Origin of the sequence: Sphingobium sp. Ant17 (genome assembly GCF_000588875.1) — a bacterium.
Taxonomy (GTDB): Bacteria; Pseudomonadota; Alphaproteobacteria; order Sphingomonadales; family Sphingomonadaceae; genus Sphingobium.
In genome coordinates, this window is record NZ_JEMV01000016.1 from 68,822 (window position 1) to 86,281 (window position 17,460).

A 17,460-nucleotide genomic window follows, 5' to 3' on the forward strand; every position below is an offset into this window, starting at 1 on the left:
ACATTCATCCGGACGATGGCTGAGCAGCTATCCGTGCGGATGGCTGCGCGATCGACGAAACTCCGAGTTTAGAAGAGGACAGCGCAGATGCGGCCGCCGGGATATTCCGGCGGCCGCTGATTTCCGACGTGGCGCAGTCAGACGACGACGATATTATCCTCGACCCTGGTGACGCCGGGAGCGGCCCAGGCGGCGCGCTCGGCGATCTGCCGCTCGTTCCACGCCCTGACCTTGCCGCCCAGCGTCACCTTGCCGCCATCGGTGAACACGGTGACGGAGGCGGCATCAAGATCGGCATTGCGCTTGAACGCCGCCACGATCCGGTCCTTGACGTCGCCGGACGTCGGCAGCTTGCGCAGCTCGATCAGATTGCTGACGCCGACGACGCCGTTGACCTTGCCGGCGACCTTCCGCGCCTCGTCGCTCTGATAGTACCAGTCGACCGTGCCGCTGAGCGTCACCCAGCCATGCTCGACCTTCACCGCGATCTTGTCGTCGGGGATCGAGACGTTCCAGGAGAACATGTCGAGGATGCGCTTGGCGATTTCATGATCGGCGGTCTTCGGATCGGAGGCGAAGCGCACCTTGATCTCCTCGGCGATTGCCTTGACCCCAGCAACGCGCCGGGTTGCCTTCTCCGCCGCCATCTTCTGCGGATAGCTTTTGACGAATCCGGAAAGTGTGACGACGCCGTCCGTCACGGCCACGCCGATATCGGCCTGGTCGATGCTCGGCTCCCACGCCAGCTCATCGAGAACGTCACGCTGTAATTGACTGTCGCTTTTCATGTCTGATCTCCTTGCGGGTCATTCTATTCCACCGGGCGGGGGCCGTCGCGGCGGTCTCAGCGCCGGCGACCTTGAGGACCAGCGGCAAGTTCAGGGAAGCGACGGAGCCGCGGTTCTCGCTGCTCCGGAAACGCAGGCGGCCATGGGCGTTCTCGACGAAATGCCGGACGCGGCCGAGGCCGAAGCCGTTCACGGAGGGCTGTTCGAATCGATGCAGCGCCGCGTGGAGTTCGGCGGCGCTCATGCCGCGGCCATTATCGGCGACGATGAGCCGGACGCGGCCTCCGAGCCGTCTGGTCCGGATCCGGATGACGCCCGGTCTCACCAATGCCGCGCAGGCGTTGGAGACCAGCTCCAGGATCACGGCGTCCAGATCGGCGGGATCGAGCTTCACGGGCAGTGAGCCGACGGCCGGTTCGAACCGGATTTCGACGTGCCGACCGGCGCGCGCGCGCATCAGCGACCCGAGACCGGCGAGATGCTCGTTGAGGTCGAAGCGCGTCGCGGCGCCTCCCGATCGGCCTTGCCCGAGCATCGCGCTGGTAAGTCGTCCCCCGCGCAACGCGGCGTCCTCGATCGCGTCGAGCAGCAATGTCCGCCGATCGCCCGTCGGCCTGTCGTCCAGCATGTGCCGCGCGGAGGCCACGACGCCGAAGAGGTTGCGCAGATCGTGAATAGTCTCACGCGTGGATATATCCGGATCCCGGTGAAGTGAGACACTGTGCATGGCGCCCTCCGTTGACGCAATTCTTGTCCCTCTCAGGAAGCGCCCGGAGAATCGGGAATGTTACTTAGGGGTCGATCCCCCGTGCTCGCGTCCTTCCATATTGATGTTTCACTCCGCGGGCTCTTGGCGACGGCTTCATCGTGGCCGTCAGCCGAGCGACACGCCGACGATTGCCCCGGCACCATAGGTGACTGCGGCAGCGGCAATCCCGATGACGAGTTGGCGCGCCGCCGAGAACAGCGCGGAACGGCCGGTGAAAAGGCTCGTGCCGGCGCCGATCAGCGCGAGGGCAAGGCCGCTGGCGGCCAGGCTGGCGATCAGCGCCGGTCGCCCCGAGAGCAGCAGGAACGGCGCGACCGGGATGATCGCGCCGGTCGCAAAGAGCAGGAACGACCATGTCGCGGCCGTCCAGGCGGACCCGCCGAGCTGATCCGGATCGATCCCGAGCTCCTCGCGCGCCAGCGTGTCGAGCGCGGTTCCTTCATTGCCCAGCAGCCGCTCCGCCAGCGCGCGCGCTGTGGTTCGGCGATGCCTTTGGCCTGATAGATCAGGACAAGCTCCTCCTCCTCTTCCTCGGGAACCTCGCGCAACTCTTCGGCTTCGGTCGCGATCTGGCTCTGGTAGAGTTCGCGCGAGCTTGTGACCGACAGCCATTCGCCCATCGCCATCGAGCAGGCGCCCGCGACAAGACCGGCAAGCCCCGTGAGCAACAGCGTATTGTCCGCCGCGGCGGCGCCGGCCACACCCATCACCAGGCTGAGATTGGAGACGAGGCCGTCATTGGCTCCGAGCACGGCGGCGCGCAATGTGTTGCCACCGCCGCGGTGGCGTCCCTCGAGGAGCGCGATCGTCGGTCCTGAAAGACCTCCTTTGCCGGCGGCGGCCCGCATCAGCACGGCATGCGATCGCTCGTCGCCGGGAAGCCCGGCGGCCTTCGCCTCGGGCTGTGCGTCATAGGCCGTGCTGCCACGCGCCTCGCTGGCCGCGATCGCCGGCAGGACGAAAGCCGGTCCCAATCGCTTCGCCAGCCAGGAGAGGATGCGTGCGCTTGCGGAGGGAGCAGGCGAAAAATGGCCGCCGCCGCTTCGATCCGCTTGCGCCAGAACTCGCCATGGGCCTGCTCGACCGCGGCGAGCCGGTGGAACACCTCGGCCAGCTTCGGATCGGCCTCGCTCTCGGCCAGCGCCGCATAGACCGCCGCGCCATCGACCTCGCCCTGGAGATTGGAGCGATAGCGCGGCAGGGCGCCAGGGTCGGTCCCGGTGGTCAAGCTTCTATGATCACTTTCAGCGCCTGAGTCGTAGCGGCGCGGCCGAAAGTATCATAGGCGTCGAGAATGTTCGCCAGCGCGAAACGATGCGTGATCAGCAGCTTGGGATCGATCTTCTTCGATTGGACCGTTTTGAGGAGCATCGGCGTCGTCGCGGTGTCGACCAGTCGCGTCGTGATCGAGATGTTGTGCGACCAGAGCCGCTCGAGATGGAGATCGACCTTGGAGCCGTGGACGCCGATATTGGCGATCACGCCGCCCGGCGCGACGATATCCTGGCACAGCAGGAAGGTGGTGGGAATGCCGACCGCTTCGATCGCGGCGTCTACGCCGCGGCCCTCGGTCAGCGCCTTCACCGCGTCCTGCGCCTTCCCGTCGGCGCTGTTGACGGTGTGCGTTGCGCCGAAACGGCGGGCGACCTCAAGCCGGTTGTCGTCGAGATCGATCATGATGATCTGGGCGGGAGAATAGAATTGCGCGGTCAGCAATGTCGCAAGCCCGATCGGACCCGCGCCGACGATGGCGACGCTGCTCCCGGGCGCGATCTTGCCGTTGAGCACGCCGCATTCGAAGCCCGTCGGCAATATGTCGCTCAGCATCACCAGTGCCTCCTCGTCGGCGCCCTCGGGGATCGGGTAGAGGCTGGTGTCCGCATGGGGGATGCGGACGTATTCGGCCTGGGTGCCGTCGATCTCGTTGCCGAGGATCCAGCCACCGGTCGTGCAATGCGAATACATGCCGCGGCGGCAATAGTCGCACCGGCCGCAGGCAGTGACGCATGAGATCAGGACGCGGTCTCCCGGTTTGAAGACGGTGACGCCCGCGCCGATCGCCTCGACTATGCCCACGCCTTCATGACCAAGGATGCGGCCCGGCGCGCAGGTCGCGACGTCGCCCTTCAGGATATGCAGGTCCGTCCCGCAGATCGTCGTCCGCGTCACGCGGACGACGGCGTCGCCGGCGTCGCGGATTTCGGGCTTCGGCCGGTCTTCGAGCGCCTTGGCGCCGGGACCCTGATAAACGAGCGCTTTCATGAACAAACCTCTCTAAGGTGAAATGTCGGCGTGCGCCTTGGGCGCATCCCTCCAGGGCCGATGATCAAGACCCGCGATTTGAACCCGGACGCCCGCCGAACCTATTCGTAAATCAACGGAGGGGACGAATCCTGTCGATGTCTCGTGACCTCCGACGGGTTTCGGCTTTCCCGTGAGGCTGGCTAGAGATGATTCTCTCACACCGGCATGTCGCATACTGGAACGCGACGTCCAGGAACACCGAGAGACTCGTAACGCCGTGCTTGCGCATCAAAACGGGCGCGATGGATCTCGGCGATGCGAAAGCCGATCCCAGATGCTTATGCGTGGACGACCCGCCAGTAAAACTCCGGAATGCCGGCCCTGCAAGCCCGGCTTAGAAGGCCGGTGCGCGACGAGTTGCTTCGACAGGAGTCAAATTCCGTCGGAGCGAAGGTAGTTTGCGCCTGTCTGTCACATGACACCCGTAAGGAAGGTCGTCGATCAAGACGCGCAGCTTCCCTTTGTCGATCGCTTTGGAGAATATCATGTCCCAGGATAGTCATCTTCAACAGTCTGTGCTCGCCGAGCTGAACTGGGAACCGAGCGTGACCGCCGCCCATATCGGTGTCACTGCGAACGCTGGCGTCGTGACGCTCACGGGCCATGTCGAGAGTTTCGCGGAAAAGCAGGCAGCCGAGGCTGCGGCCCGCAGGGTGAAGGGCGTCAAGGCAGTGGCCGAGGAGATCGAGATCCGGCTCCCTCTCGGTGACCAGCGTGACGACGATGACATCGCAGCCGCCGCGCTCGATCGGCTCGCCTGGGACGTGTCCGTTCCACGCGACGCCATCAAGGTTGTGGTCGAAAACGGTTGGATCACCCTGACCGGCGAAGCCGATTGGCACTATCAGAAGGACAGCGCCGAACAGGATGTCCGACGGCTGCTCGGCGTGATCGGCGTGTCCAACCAGATCACGATCAAGCGCAGGGTCGACGTGTCCAATATCAGCGACGAGATCATGCATGCGCTCCATCGTTCCTGGTTCTTCGATCCGAAGACCATCACCGTCAGCGCGGAGCAGGGGAATGTCGTGCTCGCTGGAACCGTTCACTCGCCGCACGACAGGCAGGTCGCCGCGGCGACGGCGTGGGCCGCACCGGGCGTGACCGATGTGCGGAATGACATCATCATCGCGTGAATGCGCGGTATTGGACTCTGACAGGCGACGATATCGTTGCGAAATGCGCTGGTCGATATGGCGTGCGTCGCCGTTCACGGCATCAGGACGGCTGCGCTCTCGAATATCTCTTCGGTGACCGTCCGGCTCTCGTCAAGCGTCGAAAGAGAATCCTTCCAGTTCATGGCGTTCGACGCCGGAGGATACCGCTCAGCTTTCTAATCCTGTCTTCACGTGGCAAATTCCTGGCGGAAGCGAACTGGAGCACCGGGACAGTCTGGCATCGATATGCTGCACGCGAGTTGACCGGGAAACGCCAGCTAAGAAGCGCTATGGACGGCGCCGTGAAACAGCCGATCACCGCAGCGCCAACTTCATGCTCGTCTCAAACATGACGTCGCGACAGATGGCCGCCTCAAGAGGGGCCGGCGTCAATCACCCAGAAGCACGGCGAGTTTTTCGCGCGCCCGGTACAATCGCATCTCGACGGCCTTCTCGCTCACGCCCAGCACCTGCGCCGTTTCGGTCTCCGACAGACCTTCGATCGTCCGGAGCATCAGTGGATCCTTCAGCGAGGCGGGCAATGCCGCGATCGCCTGGATCACACGTTCGAGTTCCTCGCGATCACTTATCGCGACATCGACGGCAACCGCCTCGTCGGCCACATGCTCGGCAGTCGCGATCGGCATAGCCGCAAGGAGGAAGCGCCGGACCGCGCGCCGCCTCGCCCAATCATGGCATTTATTGATCGCGATGCGGGTGACCCAGAGCCTGAACGGGCGGGAACCATCGTAGCGGGCAAGCGCGGAAAAGGCGGACATGAAACATTGCTGCGTGACATCGACCGCCTCTTCGGTATCTCCGATATAACCGCGTACCAGACGGTAGACCGCTTCGCGATGGCGGCTCATCAGTGCCCCATAGGCACTTTGCCGCCCTCCCAGTGCCAGTGCGGCCAGTTCGCCGTCGGAACACTCCCCGAGATCGATCGTCACCTTTCCTTGGCCGTCAGCGCCCCGACCACGGCCCGGTCGAACTTCACGGCTTGGGCGGGCCGCAGCACGCCCCGCATCGCGAAGACATGCTCGAGCGTTTCCTTCTGGAGCTGCCCCATCACCTGATGCGAGCGGTCGACGGTCGCGCTTACCCGCGGACCATAGCCGTGTTCGGCCTCGATCGCATCGGCAAGCCGTGCATTTTCCGCTCGAAGTTCGAGTTCCAGCGCCTGTCGCCGCACGGCGAACCGTCGCTCGATCTCATCGAGACGCGTCTGCTGGCCCTTGTCGAGGTCCAGTTGCCCATGCAGCAAGTCATGAATCTCGTTTTCGACCGGAGCCTGGTGCGCAACCAGCTCACGGCCAACGAACACGCCGGCAATCGCCGCCGCAAAAGCGATCAGGGCGATCAGGATGTTGCGGCGGATATCGCTCATTCTCCGCTTTCCAGCAGCGTCGAGGGCGCGAGCATGGGCGGGGCTCCGAATGGCGAGATCGAAGAGGCCAATCGTACCGGCTCACCCGGAAAGCTCGATCCCGCAATCCCCATGATCAGAGCCCCCACCGCCGCCATACCGAAGAATCCGGCCGGCGACACGTCACGAGCGGATGTGCGGGCGATCATATGGTTCAATACCGCCTCATCGATTGTCGCGAGGCGCGGATGAACCGGGGCCTCGCGCAAACGGGCAAGTGCGGCGTCAACGTCGGTCATTCAACTTCTCCATTCCATGCTGCTAGTACGCACCATCCGATATAAGCCCTCATTTTTCCGATAGCTCCACAGTCGAGGGATATGGAGCTGCGCTGCGTATACATCTTGTCCTCACACTAAAGGAGATCGAGATGAACCACGTGCGTGCATTGCTGGCCATACCAATGATCGCAGGTCTTGCCCTGGCAACCCCTGCCGTCGCGCATCCGCGGCTGGTCGCATCGACACCATCGGCAACGTCGATAGTCCGCGCGCCGACGAGGATCACGCTGACCTTCTCCGAAAAGCTGATGGCGCAGCTGTCGGGCATCGATCTGACCATGACGGGAATGCCCGGCATGGCCAACCATGCGCCGATGAAAGTGACGGGATTGCAGATCAGCGTCTCGAACGGTGGCAAGACACTGATGGCCGCGCTGCCGCATCCATTGTCGTCCGGCACCTATGAGGTCAGATGGCATGCGGTTTCGGCGGACACCCATCGTATCGAAGGACAGGTCGCTTTCACGGTGACGTGACCCATGAGCGCATGGCCCCTCATCGCCGCCCGGTTTGCGGTCTATGTCGATCTCGCCCTCCTGTTCGGGGTGCCCCTGTTCGGGCTCTACGCACTAAAGGGCAGCGAACGGCACAGACTCCTGCCGTCGCGCTCTCTTATTGCGTTTCTCGCGCTCTTCGGCCTTGCCCTTTCAAGCGTGGGCTTCCTGCTTATGGCGGCATCGATGGCCGGAACGGGCATCGGCGGTGTGGATCGCAGCATATTAAATATGCTCCTGACGGATACTCCGGTGGGATGGGCCTATCAAATCATGACGGCGGCATTGCTCCTCGCCTTCGCAGGTGCCGTGGCCATTTCGCGTCGGCCAGTGGCGGTTCTTGCACTCGGCTCGGCCGCTGGCGCGACCGCGGTCGCGACACTCGCCTGGTCGGGCCATGCCGCGGCAACCGAAGGGAATGCCGGGACGATACATCTGCTCGCTGATATCCTGCATCTCCTCGCGGCCGGTGCGTGGCTCGGAGCCCTGCTCGGGCTGACGCTTCTGCTGTGGCAAGCGCCGCGCAACCCCGATGAGGCGATGTTGCGGACGGCTTATCGGGCACTTGCCGGTTTTTCGCTCGTCGGCAGCATCATCGTCGGACTCATCGTCGCAACCGGACTCATAAACGGTGCACTCCTGGTCGGACTTGCTAATCTCATGCACCTGACGACCAGCCTGTACGGCCAGGTCCTGCTCGCAAAGCTGTTGCTGTTCGCGCTGATGCTGACTTTTGCAGTCGCCAATCGATTCCGCCTGACTCCCAGGCTTGGAGCCGCGATCAGTCGAGGAGCGCCTGGCGAGGCGATCTCGGAACTCCGGCGCAGCGTGATGCTTGAGATGGCCACAGCGATACTCGTTCTCGCCATCGTCGCCTGGCTTGGCACCTTGGCGCCGCCTTTGTCGGACGGCTAGCCACCGGAGATGATCCGGTGCTTGACTCTGACACGGTGTCAAACCCCAGATCTGAATGCGTCTACGAGGAGAAGTACAGTGACCGATTCGAAAGACGCGGGGCGTTCCGCCCATGGCGGCTGTTGCGCGAACAATGAAAATAGCGCTGCGTCTACGATGACGGTCGGGGACCCGGTATGCGGAATGACCGTGGATCCGGAAAAGACCACGCACCACGTCGAACATGGCGGTGCCACCTACTATTTCTGCAGTTCAGATTGCCGCGCCAAATTCGTCACCGATCCCGGGCGTTACGTCGGCTCGACTTCCGTCCCGCAGCACGAAACGGAAGCCGGGACGATCTGGACCTGTCCCATGCACCCGGAGGTCCGACAGGATCATCCCGGCAACTGCCCCATCTGCGGCATGACGCTCGAGCCTGCGATCGTTACGGCGGACGCGGGGCCCAGTCCGGAACTCGCCGATATGTCCCGGCGGTTCTGGATCGGGCTCATACTCGCGCTTCCCGTGCTGATCCTCGAGATGGGCGGTCATATCTTTCCGGCACTGCATCATCTGGTGCCGATGCGGATATCGGCCTGGATCCAGCTCGTGCTGGCGACCCCGGTGGTGCTGTGGGCCGGCTGGCCGTTCTTCGAGCGCGCATGGACGTCGGTCCGGACGCGCAACCTCAACATGTTCACGCTGATCGCGATGGGGACCGGGATCGCCTGGGCCTACAGCATCGTCGCAACGCTCGCACCGGGTGTTTTCCCACCCGCCTTCCGATCGGCCGACGGCACGGTCGCGATCTATTTCGAGGCGGCGGCGGTCATCACCGTGCTTGTGCTGCTCGGACAGGTGCTTGAGCTTCGCGCCCGCGAGCGCACCTCGGGCGCGATCAAGGCGCTGCTCAACCTCGCGCCCAAGACCGCGCGCCGCATCAGCGCGGCCGGCGCGGACGAGGAGGTAGGGCTTGACCAGATCGTCGTCGGCGATCGCCTGCGCGTCCGGCCGGGTGAGAAGGTACCGGTCGATGGGATCGTAGAGGACGGCCGCTCCTCGCTCGACGAATCGATGGTGACGGGCGAATCAATGCCCATCACCAAGACGGTCGCCGACAAGGTGATTGGCGGCACGCTTAACCAGACCGGCGCGCTCGTCATCCGCGCCGACAAGGTGGGGCGCGACACCATGCTGGCGCGGATCGTCCAGATGGTCGCCGAAGCGCAGCGGTCGCGCGCGCCGATCCAGCGCATGGCCGATCGGGTCTCGGGCTGGTTCGTTCCCGTGGTGCTCGCGATCGCCGTGCTCGCCTTCGCGGGCTGGGCGATCTGGGGTCCGGAACCGCGCTTCGCCTATGGTCTCGTCGCCGCGGTTGCGGTGCTGATCATCGCCTGCCCCTGTGCGCTTGGTCTGGCGACGCCGATGTCGATCATGGTTGGCGTCGGCCGCGGCGCCGGGCTCGGCGTGCTGATCAAGAACGCCGAGGCGCTCGAGCGCATGGAGAAGGTCGACACGCTCGTCGTCGACAAGACGGGAACGCTCACCGAGGGGCACCCCTCGGTGACGAAGATCGTCGCCGGTGCGGGGTTCAGCGAAGACGAGGTGCTGCGCCTGGCGGCGGGAGTTGAACGTGCGTCCGAACACCCGCTCGCGCGCGCCATCGTCGAAGCGGCGAATGCCCGGCAGATCCCCATTCCCGAGGTCGCGGACTTCGACTCCCCGACCGGCAAGGGCGCGCTCGGCACCGTGGAAGGCAAACGCGTGCTGCTCGGCAACACCGCCTTTCTCAAGGAGCATGGGGTCGAGACGGCCCTGCTCGACGCAGAGGCCGACGAGCTGCGGCGCGATGGCGCGACCGCGATCTTCGCGGGGATCGATGGCGTCGTCGCTGGTGTCCTCGCCATCGCCGATCCGATCAAGAAGACGACGCCGGAGGCGCTCGCCGGCCTGCGGGCCGAGGGCATACGCGTCGTGATGCTGACCGGCGACAACCGCACGACGGCCGAGGCGGTGGCGAGGACGCTCGGCATCGACGAGGTCGAGGCCGAGGTGCTACCGGACCAGAAAAGCGCGGTCGTTGAGCGCCTGAAGCGCGAAGGCCGCATCGTCGCCATGGCGGGCGATGGCGTCAACGACGCGCCCGCGCTCGCCGCCGCCGAGGTCGGCATCGCGATGGGATCGGGCACCGACGTCGCCATCGAAAGCGCGGGCATCACCTTGCTGAAGGGCGACCTCATGGGAATCGTGCGCGCGCGCCGGCTTTCACAGGCGACCATGTCCAACATCCGCCAGAACCTGGTGTTCGCCTTCATCTACAATGCCGCCGGTATTCCGGTCGCCGCAGGGCTGCTCTACCCGGTCTTCGGCATCCTGCTGTCGCCGATGATCGCGGCCGCCGCGATGGCGCTGTCCTCGGTCAGTGTCGTCACCAACGCCCTGCGGCTCAACCGGCGGAAAATATGATCATCGGACAGGCCGCCATCGTGAGCGGGGTCTCGCAGCGGATGATCCGTCACTATGAGAAGATCGGCCTCATCCCGGCCGCGTTGCGCCGTGACAGCGGATATCGCGACTATGCGGACACCGATGTCCATCGCTTGCGGTTCATCGCGAATGCCCGCGATCTCGGCTTCCCGATCGAGGATATCCGAAGTCTCCTCGCCCTTTGGGACGATCGCGATCGTTCGAGCGCCGAGGTCAAGGCGCTCGCCATTGCCCGGTCCGATGACATCGGCCGCAAGGCGGAGGCCTTGCAGGCGCTGCGGCGGACGTTGCTCGATCTCGCGGAACGCTGCCACGGAGGCGAGCGTCCCGAGTGCCCGATCATCGACCAGCTTCAGGAAGGCAAGCCAAAGGACGACCAGCGATCCCGTGGCATGCTGAAGCGGCGGGCTGTCGGGCATGCGGATCGCCGTGGACCCGCCGCCACCGGCAATCCTCACGAGATCGTCACCAACCTACAGGTAAAAAAATGACGATCGACGTGCGGTTGGCCCGCCTCACCATCGCGCGCCGTGACCCCACTGCGTAGAGGGGGGCGGCTTGTTGTGGGTAGCAGATATGAGTGCCGACTGTTAGAAAACATCCAGCGTATTCTTCTTGGATAAGTGCAGAACAGATATGAAGATTCTTGCTCCTGCGGAGGCGCGTCAGATGTCGGGCAACGGAGGGTCCGGTCAGCCAGTCAATGAACCCAGGGGCAACGGATCCGACGAGTCAGAGCCTGGACCGCGCTATCTCGCCATCAAACAGTTCGTTACGGACGCGATCGGCAGCGGCGCACTAAAGCCTGGCGACCGCGTGCTCTCCGAGGCTGAACTTGTCTCCCGCTTCTGTGTTTCCCGCATGACGGCCAACCGGGCGCTGCGTGAGCTGCAGAACGCCGGCGTTCTGGTTCGGCGGACGGGAATAGGGTCGTTCGTCGCCGAATCCAGACCGATCGGCCACATGATCGAGATTCGCAACATCGCCGACGAAGTTCGGGCGCGAGGTCACGCATATCGGGCGCGGGTAATCCAGAACGAGGTCAAGAAGGCGACGGCGAAGACTGCGCCGCTTCTCTGCGTGTCGCTTGGGTCGCGCTTGTTCCACTCGATCATCGTGCACCACGAAGCCGAGTTTCCGATCCAGCTCGAGGAGCGCTTCGTCCTGGCGTCGGCCGCGCCCGAGTATGCCGACATGGATTTCACTCAGACCACGCCCAACGAATATCTGACCCGGATCGCGCCCATCGAGCGCGTTGAGCACCGCGTCCGCGCCGCGATGCCCGACAGTCGCACACGCAGCCTGCTCGGACTCGGCGAGCTTGAACCCGTGCTGCTCCTGACCCGTCAGACCTGGAGCAGCTCGCGACTGGTATCACATGCTTGGCTGACCCATCCAGCGAGCCGGTTCGAGCTGTCCGCCAGTTTCTCGGTCCCGAGCGGTTAGGGTGCGCCTCTGCGCCTCTGCGTCAGATGGTGGTAACGGGCGCCTCGGGGCGTGACCGGCGACGGCGCAGCCACCGAAAATCCGCGCGGCCGAAGCTCTTGAAGAGCAGATAGAAGCCCGTTCCCGAAAGCCAAAGCGTGCCGAAAGCGACGAAGATGATGAGCGGATGATTGAAGCTGGTGCGGCTCACATAATCCATATTGTGGAGCATCCAGAAAAAGTCCCACGTCCGCCACGTATCGCCGCGCATCACGAGGACGCGACCTGTCTCCGCCGACACATAGGCGCTGCTGTTCGCCGCATCGGCGAAGTTGATCCGCCACATCGGTCCTGAGTGCTCGCGCGCTTCGAGATTGGGCTTCGGCAGCGCGACAACGTCGCGGATTGGCGCTTCGGTCATCTGCGATGCGGCGGCCTTGGCAAGCGCCGCATCGATGCGGATTGGATGTCCGTCATGGGCGCCGAACAGGCGTATTCCGTCCTCCGTGCGGACTTCATAGACCGGGCTGCCGGCGAGATCGCGCAGCACCAGACCGGACGCCTGTCGAACGCCCGGAATGCGGGCGGGATCAATCAGCCGATCGGGAGTCGGCAGCGGATGGGCGTGGATTTCGGCAGCGTCATGGCCCCCGACCTGCTTCATGTCGAGCAGGGCCATCATCGAGCCGCTGAGCGCCCAGAGGAAGAACTGCAACCCCAAAATAAGCCCGATCCATTTGTGGATACGGCGGAACAGCAGCGGTGAGAGGCGTAACCGCTTCATGCTCGTGGCATCTTCTTGCTGCGCCGAAACGACCAGATGAGGAGCAAGGCGCCGCTCAGCGCCATGGCAAACGCGCTCCAGGTTGCGACCCGAAGGAGCGGATTGTTGACGTTCGTGCGACCCTGATAGTCCATGATGTGGAGCATCCAGGCGAAGTCGAAGACTCGCCAGAGCGCGTGTCGCCGCGAGATGAGCTCGCCCGTCGACGGCGACAGATAGAGCGTTGGCCGGTTCCAGCCTGCAAACTCGACCTGCCAGTAAGGCGGCTTGCGCGACTGCATTTCGAGAGGTGCCTTGGTCAGCAGGTTGACGGCGACGATGTCGCCCTTGCCCGCATAGATCCTGCGGGCAAGGGCACGGATCTCCTGTTCGGTCGGCGCGGCCATCCGCTCGCCGGTTTTCGCGTCGAAAAGGGCTGGCCCCTCGGGTGTCTCCGAGCGCCAGACTGGCCGACCGAACAGCCGCTGCAGCTGTACCTCGGAGGTTCCGGGCGCCGCCGCCACGATGAATGACGGCGGCACGAGTGCGGCGAGATCATAGCCCTGGACGATAGGTGCACGAACGAGATGGTCGCCATGGATCGTGTCGATATGGACGACGACCATGTAGAAGCCCGTCAGAGTCCAGAGCACGACCTGGACGCCCACGAAGAGGGCGATCCATTTGTGCGTCCGTCTGGCGACGAGTGGCCAGCGAATCTTTGCCATAGCCCTTTCCTGCCTCAGAACGCGGTCCGGAAACCGGCGTAGAACCGGCGCCCGAACAGGTCATAGGTCATGGTGTCGGTATTGGCATCGGTGAAGCTCTGGATGTACGGCGCCTTGCGGTCGAAGACATTATCAACGCCGATCTGGAAGCGCGTCTTCTGATCGATCTCGAAGGCGAGCTGGGCGTTGTGGTAGAACACGTTGGGGGTCCGATAGCCGACATCCTCCGGGGCTGCGTTGAAGTCGGTCGCCTTGCCGATCCATTGCGTCGACCAGGTCGCGCTGATCCCGTCTTTCGCCGCTGTCAGCACGCCGTAGCCGCGCCATTTGGGATAGCCGCCATTGCCGCCGCCGATATAGCCGTCAAAGTCGATCGGGGCGCCGCCGGGGAAAGGCAGGACGACATATTTGTTGAGCCATGTGGCGTTCACGTCGAGCGTGATCGCGACGCCGCCGATCGTGCGGTTGTAAACGAGCCCCAGATCGAGCCCACTCATCTGCTCGCGCCCGGTATTGATCGGCTGGGCCGAGAGATAAGTGACCTCGCCGGTCAGCGGGCTACGCGTGAAGTCGTCGCAGAACTCGCTCGAAAGATTGGCGCTTGCGTAGCAGACCGCGAGCTTGGTCGAACCCGGAATCGCCCGGATCGCGTCTTTGATGTCGATATCGAACCAGTCGGCGGTGAGCGACAGGCCGGGCACCAGTCCCTTGGGCTGGATCACCGTGCCGATCGTCCAGCTCGTCGAGCTTTCGGGCTTCAGATCCTGATTGCCACCGGCTGTCGTCAGAATGGTCGTCCCGAGCTGGACATAGTTTGCAGGAACGCCCGAGGCCTGACAATTGGCGATCAGCGTTGCGTTCCCGCTCGACGCAAAGCGACTGCACGGATCGGTCGTCGTCAGATTGCCTTCGGAAACGCCGCCGAACAGTTCGGGCACATTGGGAATGCGGAAGCCCGTGCCATAAGTGCCGCGCAGGCGGAAATCGTCATTGATCATCCAGTCGGCGCTCAGTTTGTAGTTCCAGTCGCTGCCGAACAGATTGTAGTTCGAGTAGCGAACCGCGCCGTCCAGCGTCAGTGCCTTGAAGAAGGGCACGTTGGCGAGGACCGGAACCGATAGCTCCAGATAGGCTTCCTTTGCCGTGCTCGACCCCGAGATCGGGTCCTGCTGGTTGGTGTTGGCGACGCCCAGCACGGTCAGCGGATCGGGATCGCGCCAACCCTTCTCCTTGCGGTAGACGGCACCCGTCGCGAACGAAACCGGCCCGGCCGCAGTTCGAACAGACTGCCGGTGAGGTCTGCGGTGACGGTGCCGAGCTCGTTGCCGCCCCGATCGCGCGAGGTGAACAGGATATAATCGAGCGCTGCGGGCGTCAGGTCGCCGAAGCCCAGATAGTCTGCGCACGGGATCGCTGCGCCGGCCGTGAGGCTGCATTTGCTAGTGTCGAGCGTGTTGGCGACACGTTCGAGATTTGCGATATTGGTGGAACCATCGACAGCGGTGTTGCGGCCAAAGCTACCTGCGACTTCCCAGGCCCAGTCATTGGCCAGCTTGCCGCGAAAGCCGAGCGTGCCTTGCCATGTATCCGTTTCCTGGAAGAACTGGCGCGGTCCCGGCTCGGCCAGTCTACGCTGAATAAGGACGATGTTCTGACCCGTCGGATTGGTCGGGTTGCTTGCGGCGATCGACAAATTACGCAGCGTTCCCGGCGTCGCAATCTGGTTGGACTTTCGGAAGGTGTATAGGAATTCGCCGAACGCCTCGATGTCGTCGGTGACGTCGTAATCGGCAAAGAAGGCTGTGCTGACGCGCTCCACCGGACTGACCGCGTTGAGGAACGGCGCGGAATTGAAGTTGTGCTTGGACGCGCTGTACGGTTCGTAGAAATTGCCGTCGCCACCGGGAACCTGGTTGAAATTGATCTGCTGGCCATTGGGCAGCACGGCACGCCCGCCGATCGTCGCGGCGCTGTTGACACACGACAGCGTGCCGGGCGTTGTCTCGGCCAGCGAGCAGGGCGCGCGGCTTGCCATGTTGACCGCGTTCGTCTTCTGATAGGTTACCGCCGCCATGAAGCCGCCGCGATCGTTACGGATGCCCCAGATCAGATCCGCGGAGAAGTCCGAGCCATCGCCTCGATCGCTGATACCATAGCGCGTGCTGACGCCGAGGCCCTCATAGTCGGTGCGGGTTACGAGATTGACGACGCCCGCCATCGCATCGGCACCATAGATCGCCGACGCGCCGTCCTTGAGCACGTCGGTCCGCGCCAAAGCGACAACCGGGATCATGTTGAGGTCGGGCGATGAATTGGCGCCGGTGCCGCCGGCGACGAGGCGGCGACCGTTCAGGAGAACGAGGGTGCGCTTGATGCCGAGGCCGCGCAGGTTGACCTGCGCCGTCCCGTAGCCATTGCTCGTCCAATAGGCCGAAGTCTGGTTGCCCGCGAAGCCAGCATTGGCTGGAAGACGCTGGAGCATGGTTTCGATATTGACGATGCCGGTATTCTCGATCTGCTCGGCGGAGACGACCGTGGCCGGGCCGACGCCGGCCAGGTCCTGACGTCGGATACGGGAGCCGGTGACGACAATTTCGGACGCCGGCGCCTCGGCGCTCCCCCCAGGAGAACTTTGCGCCTGCGCGATGCCGGGCGATGCCCCACTTGCAAGTATCGTCGCGCCGAGAAGTGACACTACCCCCATTTTCATGTTGAAACTCCCTGTTCGCCCTCATCTTCTGCAAGCAAGGGAGCATAGGTTGTATATACAGGTCAACATGAATTGTCCTGTATTTTCAACTAATTAGCTTTGAATTTGAGTCGCGCGGAGTGCCTCTGTATCTTAATACGCAGCCCAGGACGGAACCCCTCACATTTGGAGCCTTTTTTTTGCTCTTCGCATTCTCGCGCGTTGCCGGCGCGGCTGTGGAGCGCGGCAACCAATGCAAGGGCAGGAACATCAGATCGCGCGTTGACCGTGAAACATTGGCCGCGCAAGGTCGAAACCGAAGAGTTCCGATGGTCGCTGCGATCGAGCCAAAGTCCAAAGTTGAGGATCACGGCGACGACTATCGTCGTGTTCGCGCAAGGAGCATCAGCACGCGCCCCGCACAGCTTGCATCGCGCAAATCCGCCTCAGCGACGATCGCGAGCGTTCGCGCCGCATCTGGCGATAATGCGACGGCTCCCCAGCACCGCTGCCCTCTTCGACGCTCTGTTGAGCGTCAATTGCACCGGAATCGCCAAATGACGCTGATCGACCAATGATCGATTGCAAGATGTTCGCGAATTCTTGCCGCGCCGCACAGACCCCGATAGGCTGGCTCGCGTGGATGTTCCGGTTCGATTCTCGCTGAGGCGGATTTGCGCGATGCTGTGCGTCGTGCTCGCGCTTGCGTTCGCCGCCGCCTCGGCGACCAGCGTCGTCGACCGCATCCAGCATCAGCCGGGCGCTCCAACGAACCACCAGCACATGCTGTTCACCGATATCTCGTTCGATGCCGACGATCATCATGTTGGCCACAGCGATGCCAGCGATCGGGATGACGGCGCGGACCCCGATCATCAGCCCGGAACCGGACATCATCACCACGGCGATAGCGGCTCCGGTCTGCCCGCCTTCGCATCCGGCGATAACGGCCTGCCCGATCTTCGCAGCGACCGTCGAAGCCTAACGCCCGCCCGCCCGGTGATCGGTGTGACGATCCACGGCCCCGAACGACCGCCCAAAAGCATCACCGCCAGCGTCTGAACCGCCGTGTCCGAGAGGGCGCGGTTTTCGCCACGCCTGCTCGTGAGACCCTTTTGCCATGTTTCAACCTACCGACGCGCGCCTTCCGGCGCGCTCCCGGCGCGCGCTGGCGATCGGCGCGGCGCTGATCGCTCTGTTCGCTGGCGACGTTGCCAGCGCGCAGGAATTGACCCTTTCGGACGCGCTG

The 17,460-nt window shown here is 63.7% G+C and carries 16 protein-coding genes and 3 pseudogenes; 6 read left to right on the plus strand and 13 right to left on the minus strand.

Annotated features, from left to right (window positions below):
* Positions 1–137 precede the first annotated feature (137 nt).
* The 5 genes and pseudogenes from BF95_RS09460 to BF95_RS09475 all read right to left on the minus strand — a co-directional run bounded on the left by BF95_RS09460 (position 138) and on the right by BF95_RS09475 (position 3,819).
* Positions 138–788, minus strand: a complete 651-nt coding sequence (locus tag BF95_RS09460) for a BON domain-containing protein (protein ID WP_043151084.1) — start codon at positions 786–788, stop codon at positions 138–140.
* Positions 760–1,515: a sensor histidine kinase gene (locus BF95_RS09465; RefSeq protein WP_081764110.1), complete on the minus strand. Its 756-nt coding sequence runs from the start codon at positions 1,513–1,515 to the stop codon at positions 760–762. The genes BF95_RS09460 and BF95_RS09465 overlap by 29 nt, the downstream gene beginning before the upstream one ends.
* A gap of 147 nt (positions 1,516–1,662) precedes the next feature.
* Positions 1,663–2,405: pseudogene (locus BF95_RS28975) on the minus strand (VIT1/CCC1 transporter family protein).
* Positions 2,405–2,785, minus strand: coding sequence for a ferritin family protein (locus BF95_RS28985; RefSeq protein WP_235209661.1), 381 nt, complete (start codon positions 2,783–2,785; stop codon positions 2,405–2,407). Before BF95_RS28985 ends, BF95_RS28975 begins: the two are co-directional and overlap by 1 nt.
* On the minus strand, positions 2,782–3,819 hold the full coding sequence (locus tag BF95_RS09475) for a zinc-dependent alcohol dehydrogenase family protein (RefSeq protein ID WP_043151087.1): 1,038 nt from the start codon (positions 3,817–3,819) through the stop codon (positions 2,782–2,784). The genes BF95_RS28985 and BF95_RS09475 overlap by 4 nt, the downstream gene beginning before the upstream one ends.
* Positions 3,820–4,346: 527 nt before the next feature.
* On the opposite strand from BF95_RS09475, the gene BF95_RS09480 reads away from it, so the two are divergent.
* On the plus strand, positions 4,347–4,997 hold the full coding sequence (locus BF95_RS09480) for a BON domain-containing protein (protein ID WP_043151127.1): 651 nt from the start codon (positions 4,347–4,349) through the stop codon (positions 4,995–4,997).
* Between the two features lie 410 nt (positions 4,998–5,407).
* On the opposite strand, the gene BF95_RS09485 is transcribed toward BF95_RS09480, so the two are convergent.
* The 3 genes from BF95_RS09485 to BF95_RS09495 are packed head-to-tail and all read right to left on the minus strand — an operon-like array spanning position 5,408 to position 6,686.
* Positions 5,408–5,971 (minus strand): RNA polymerase sigma factor, encoded by a 564-nt coding sequence (locus tag BF95_RS09485; protein WP_043151088.1) that lies wholly within the window; start codon positions 5,969–5,971, stop codon positions 5,408–5,410.
* Entirely contained in the window at positions 5,968–6,408 is a 441-nt protein-coding gene (locus tag BF95_RS09490; RefSeq protein ID WP_043151091.1) for a periplasmic heavy metal sensor, read from the minus strand. The genes BF95_RS09485 and BF95_RS09490 overlap by 4 nt, the downstream gene beginning before the upstream one ends.
* Positions 6,405–6,686, minus strand: a complete 282-nt coding sequence (locus tag BF95_RS09495) for a hypothetical protein (RefSeq protein ID WP_043151093.1) — start codon at positions 6,684–6,686, stop codon at positions 6,405–6,407. The genes BF95_RS09490 and BF95_RS09495 overlap by 4 nt, the downstream gene beginning before the upstream one ends.
* 131 nt (positions 6,687–6,817) lie before the next feature.
* On the opposite strand from BF95_RS09495, the gene copC reads away from it, so the two are divergent.
* From copC to hutC, 5 genes and pseudogenes are all read left to right on the plus strand, one after another.
* On the plus strand, positions 6,818–7,204 hold the full coding sequence (gene copC / locus BF95_RS09500; RefSeq protein WP_043151095.1) for a copper homeostasis periplasmic binding protein CopC: 387 nt from the start codon (positions 6,818–6,820) through the stop codon (positions 7,202–7,204).
* A 3-nt stretch (positions 7,205–7,207) separates the two neighbouring features.
* Complete coding sequence (copD, locus tag BF95_RS09505; protein WP_043151097.1) at positions 7,208–8,137, plus strand: copper homeostasis membrane protein CopD; 930 nt, start codon at positions 7,208–7,210, stop codon at positions 8,135–8,137.
* Between the two features lie 156 nt (positions 8,138–8,293).
* Positions 8,294–10,585: a heavy metal translocating P-type ATPase gene (locus tag BF95_RS09510; protein WP_081764115.1), complete on the plus strand. Its 2,292-nt coding sequence runs from the start codon at positions 8,294–8,296 to the stop codon at positions 10,583–10,585.
* Positions 10,582–10,965, plus strand: a pseudogene (cueR, locus tag BF95_RS09515) (Cu(I)-responsive transcriptional regulator); the annotation flags it as partial. The gene BF95_RS09510 and the pseudogene cueR, both read left to right, overlap by 4 nt.
* Positions 10,966–11,242: 277 nt before the next feature.
* Positions 11,243–12,052 (plus strand): histidine utilization repressor, encoded by an 810-nt coding sequence (gene hutC / locus BF95_RS09520; protein ID WP_235209663.1) that lies wholly within the window; start codon positions 11,243–11,245, stop codon positions 12,050–12,052.
* A 22-nt stretch (positions 12,053–12,074) separates the two neighbouring features.
* Here the strand turns inward: hutC and BF95_RS09525 are convergent, their stop codons facing one another.
* From BF95_RS09525 to BF95_RS09540, 5 genes and pseudogenes are all read right to left on the minus strand, one after another.
* On the minus strand, positions 12,075–12,815 hold the full coding sequence (locus BF95_RS09525) for a PepSY domain-containing protein (RefSeq protein ID WP_043151099.1): 741 nt from the start codon (positions 12,813–12,815) through the stop codon (positions 12,075–12,077).
* Positions 12,812–13,522: a PepSY domain-containing protein gene (locus tag BF95_RS09530; RefSeq protein ID WP_043151100.1), complete on the minus strand. Its 711-nt coding sequence runs from the start codon at positions 13,520–13,522 to the stop codon at positions 12,812–12,814. The genes BF95_RS09525 and BF95_RS09530 overlap by 4 nt, the downstream gene beginning before the upstream one ends.
* Before the next feature lie 14 nt (positions 13,523–13,536).
* Positions 13,537–14,958: a TonB-dependent receptor domain-containing protein gene (locus tag BF95_RS28990; protein ID WP_235209664.1), complete on the minus strand. Its 1,422-nt coding sequence runs from the start codon at positions 14,956–14,958 to the stop codon at positions 13,537–13,539.
* A gap of 830 nt (positions 14,959–15,788) precedes the next feature.
* Positions 15,789–16,232: pseudogene (locus BF95_RS28995) on the minus strand (TonB-dependent receptor plug domain-containing protein); the annotation flags it as partial.
* Positions 16,233–16,616: 384 nt separating this feature from the next.
* The gene (locus BF95_RS09540; protein WP_152542632.1) at positions 16,617–17,114 is read right to left on the minus strand and encodes a hypothetical protein; all 498 of its coding nucleotides are present in this window, start codon (positions 17,112–17,114) and stop codon (positions 16,617–16,619) included.
* Positions 17,115–17,460: the final 346 nt, after the last annotated feature.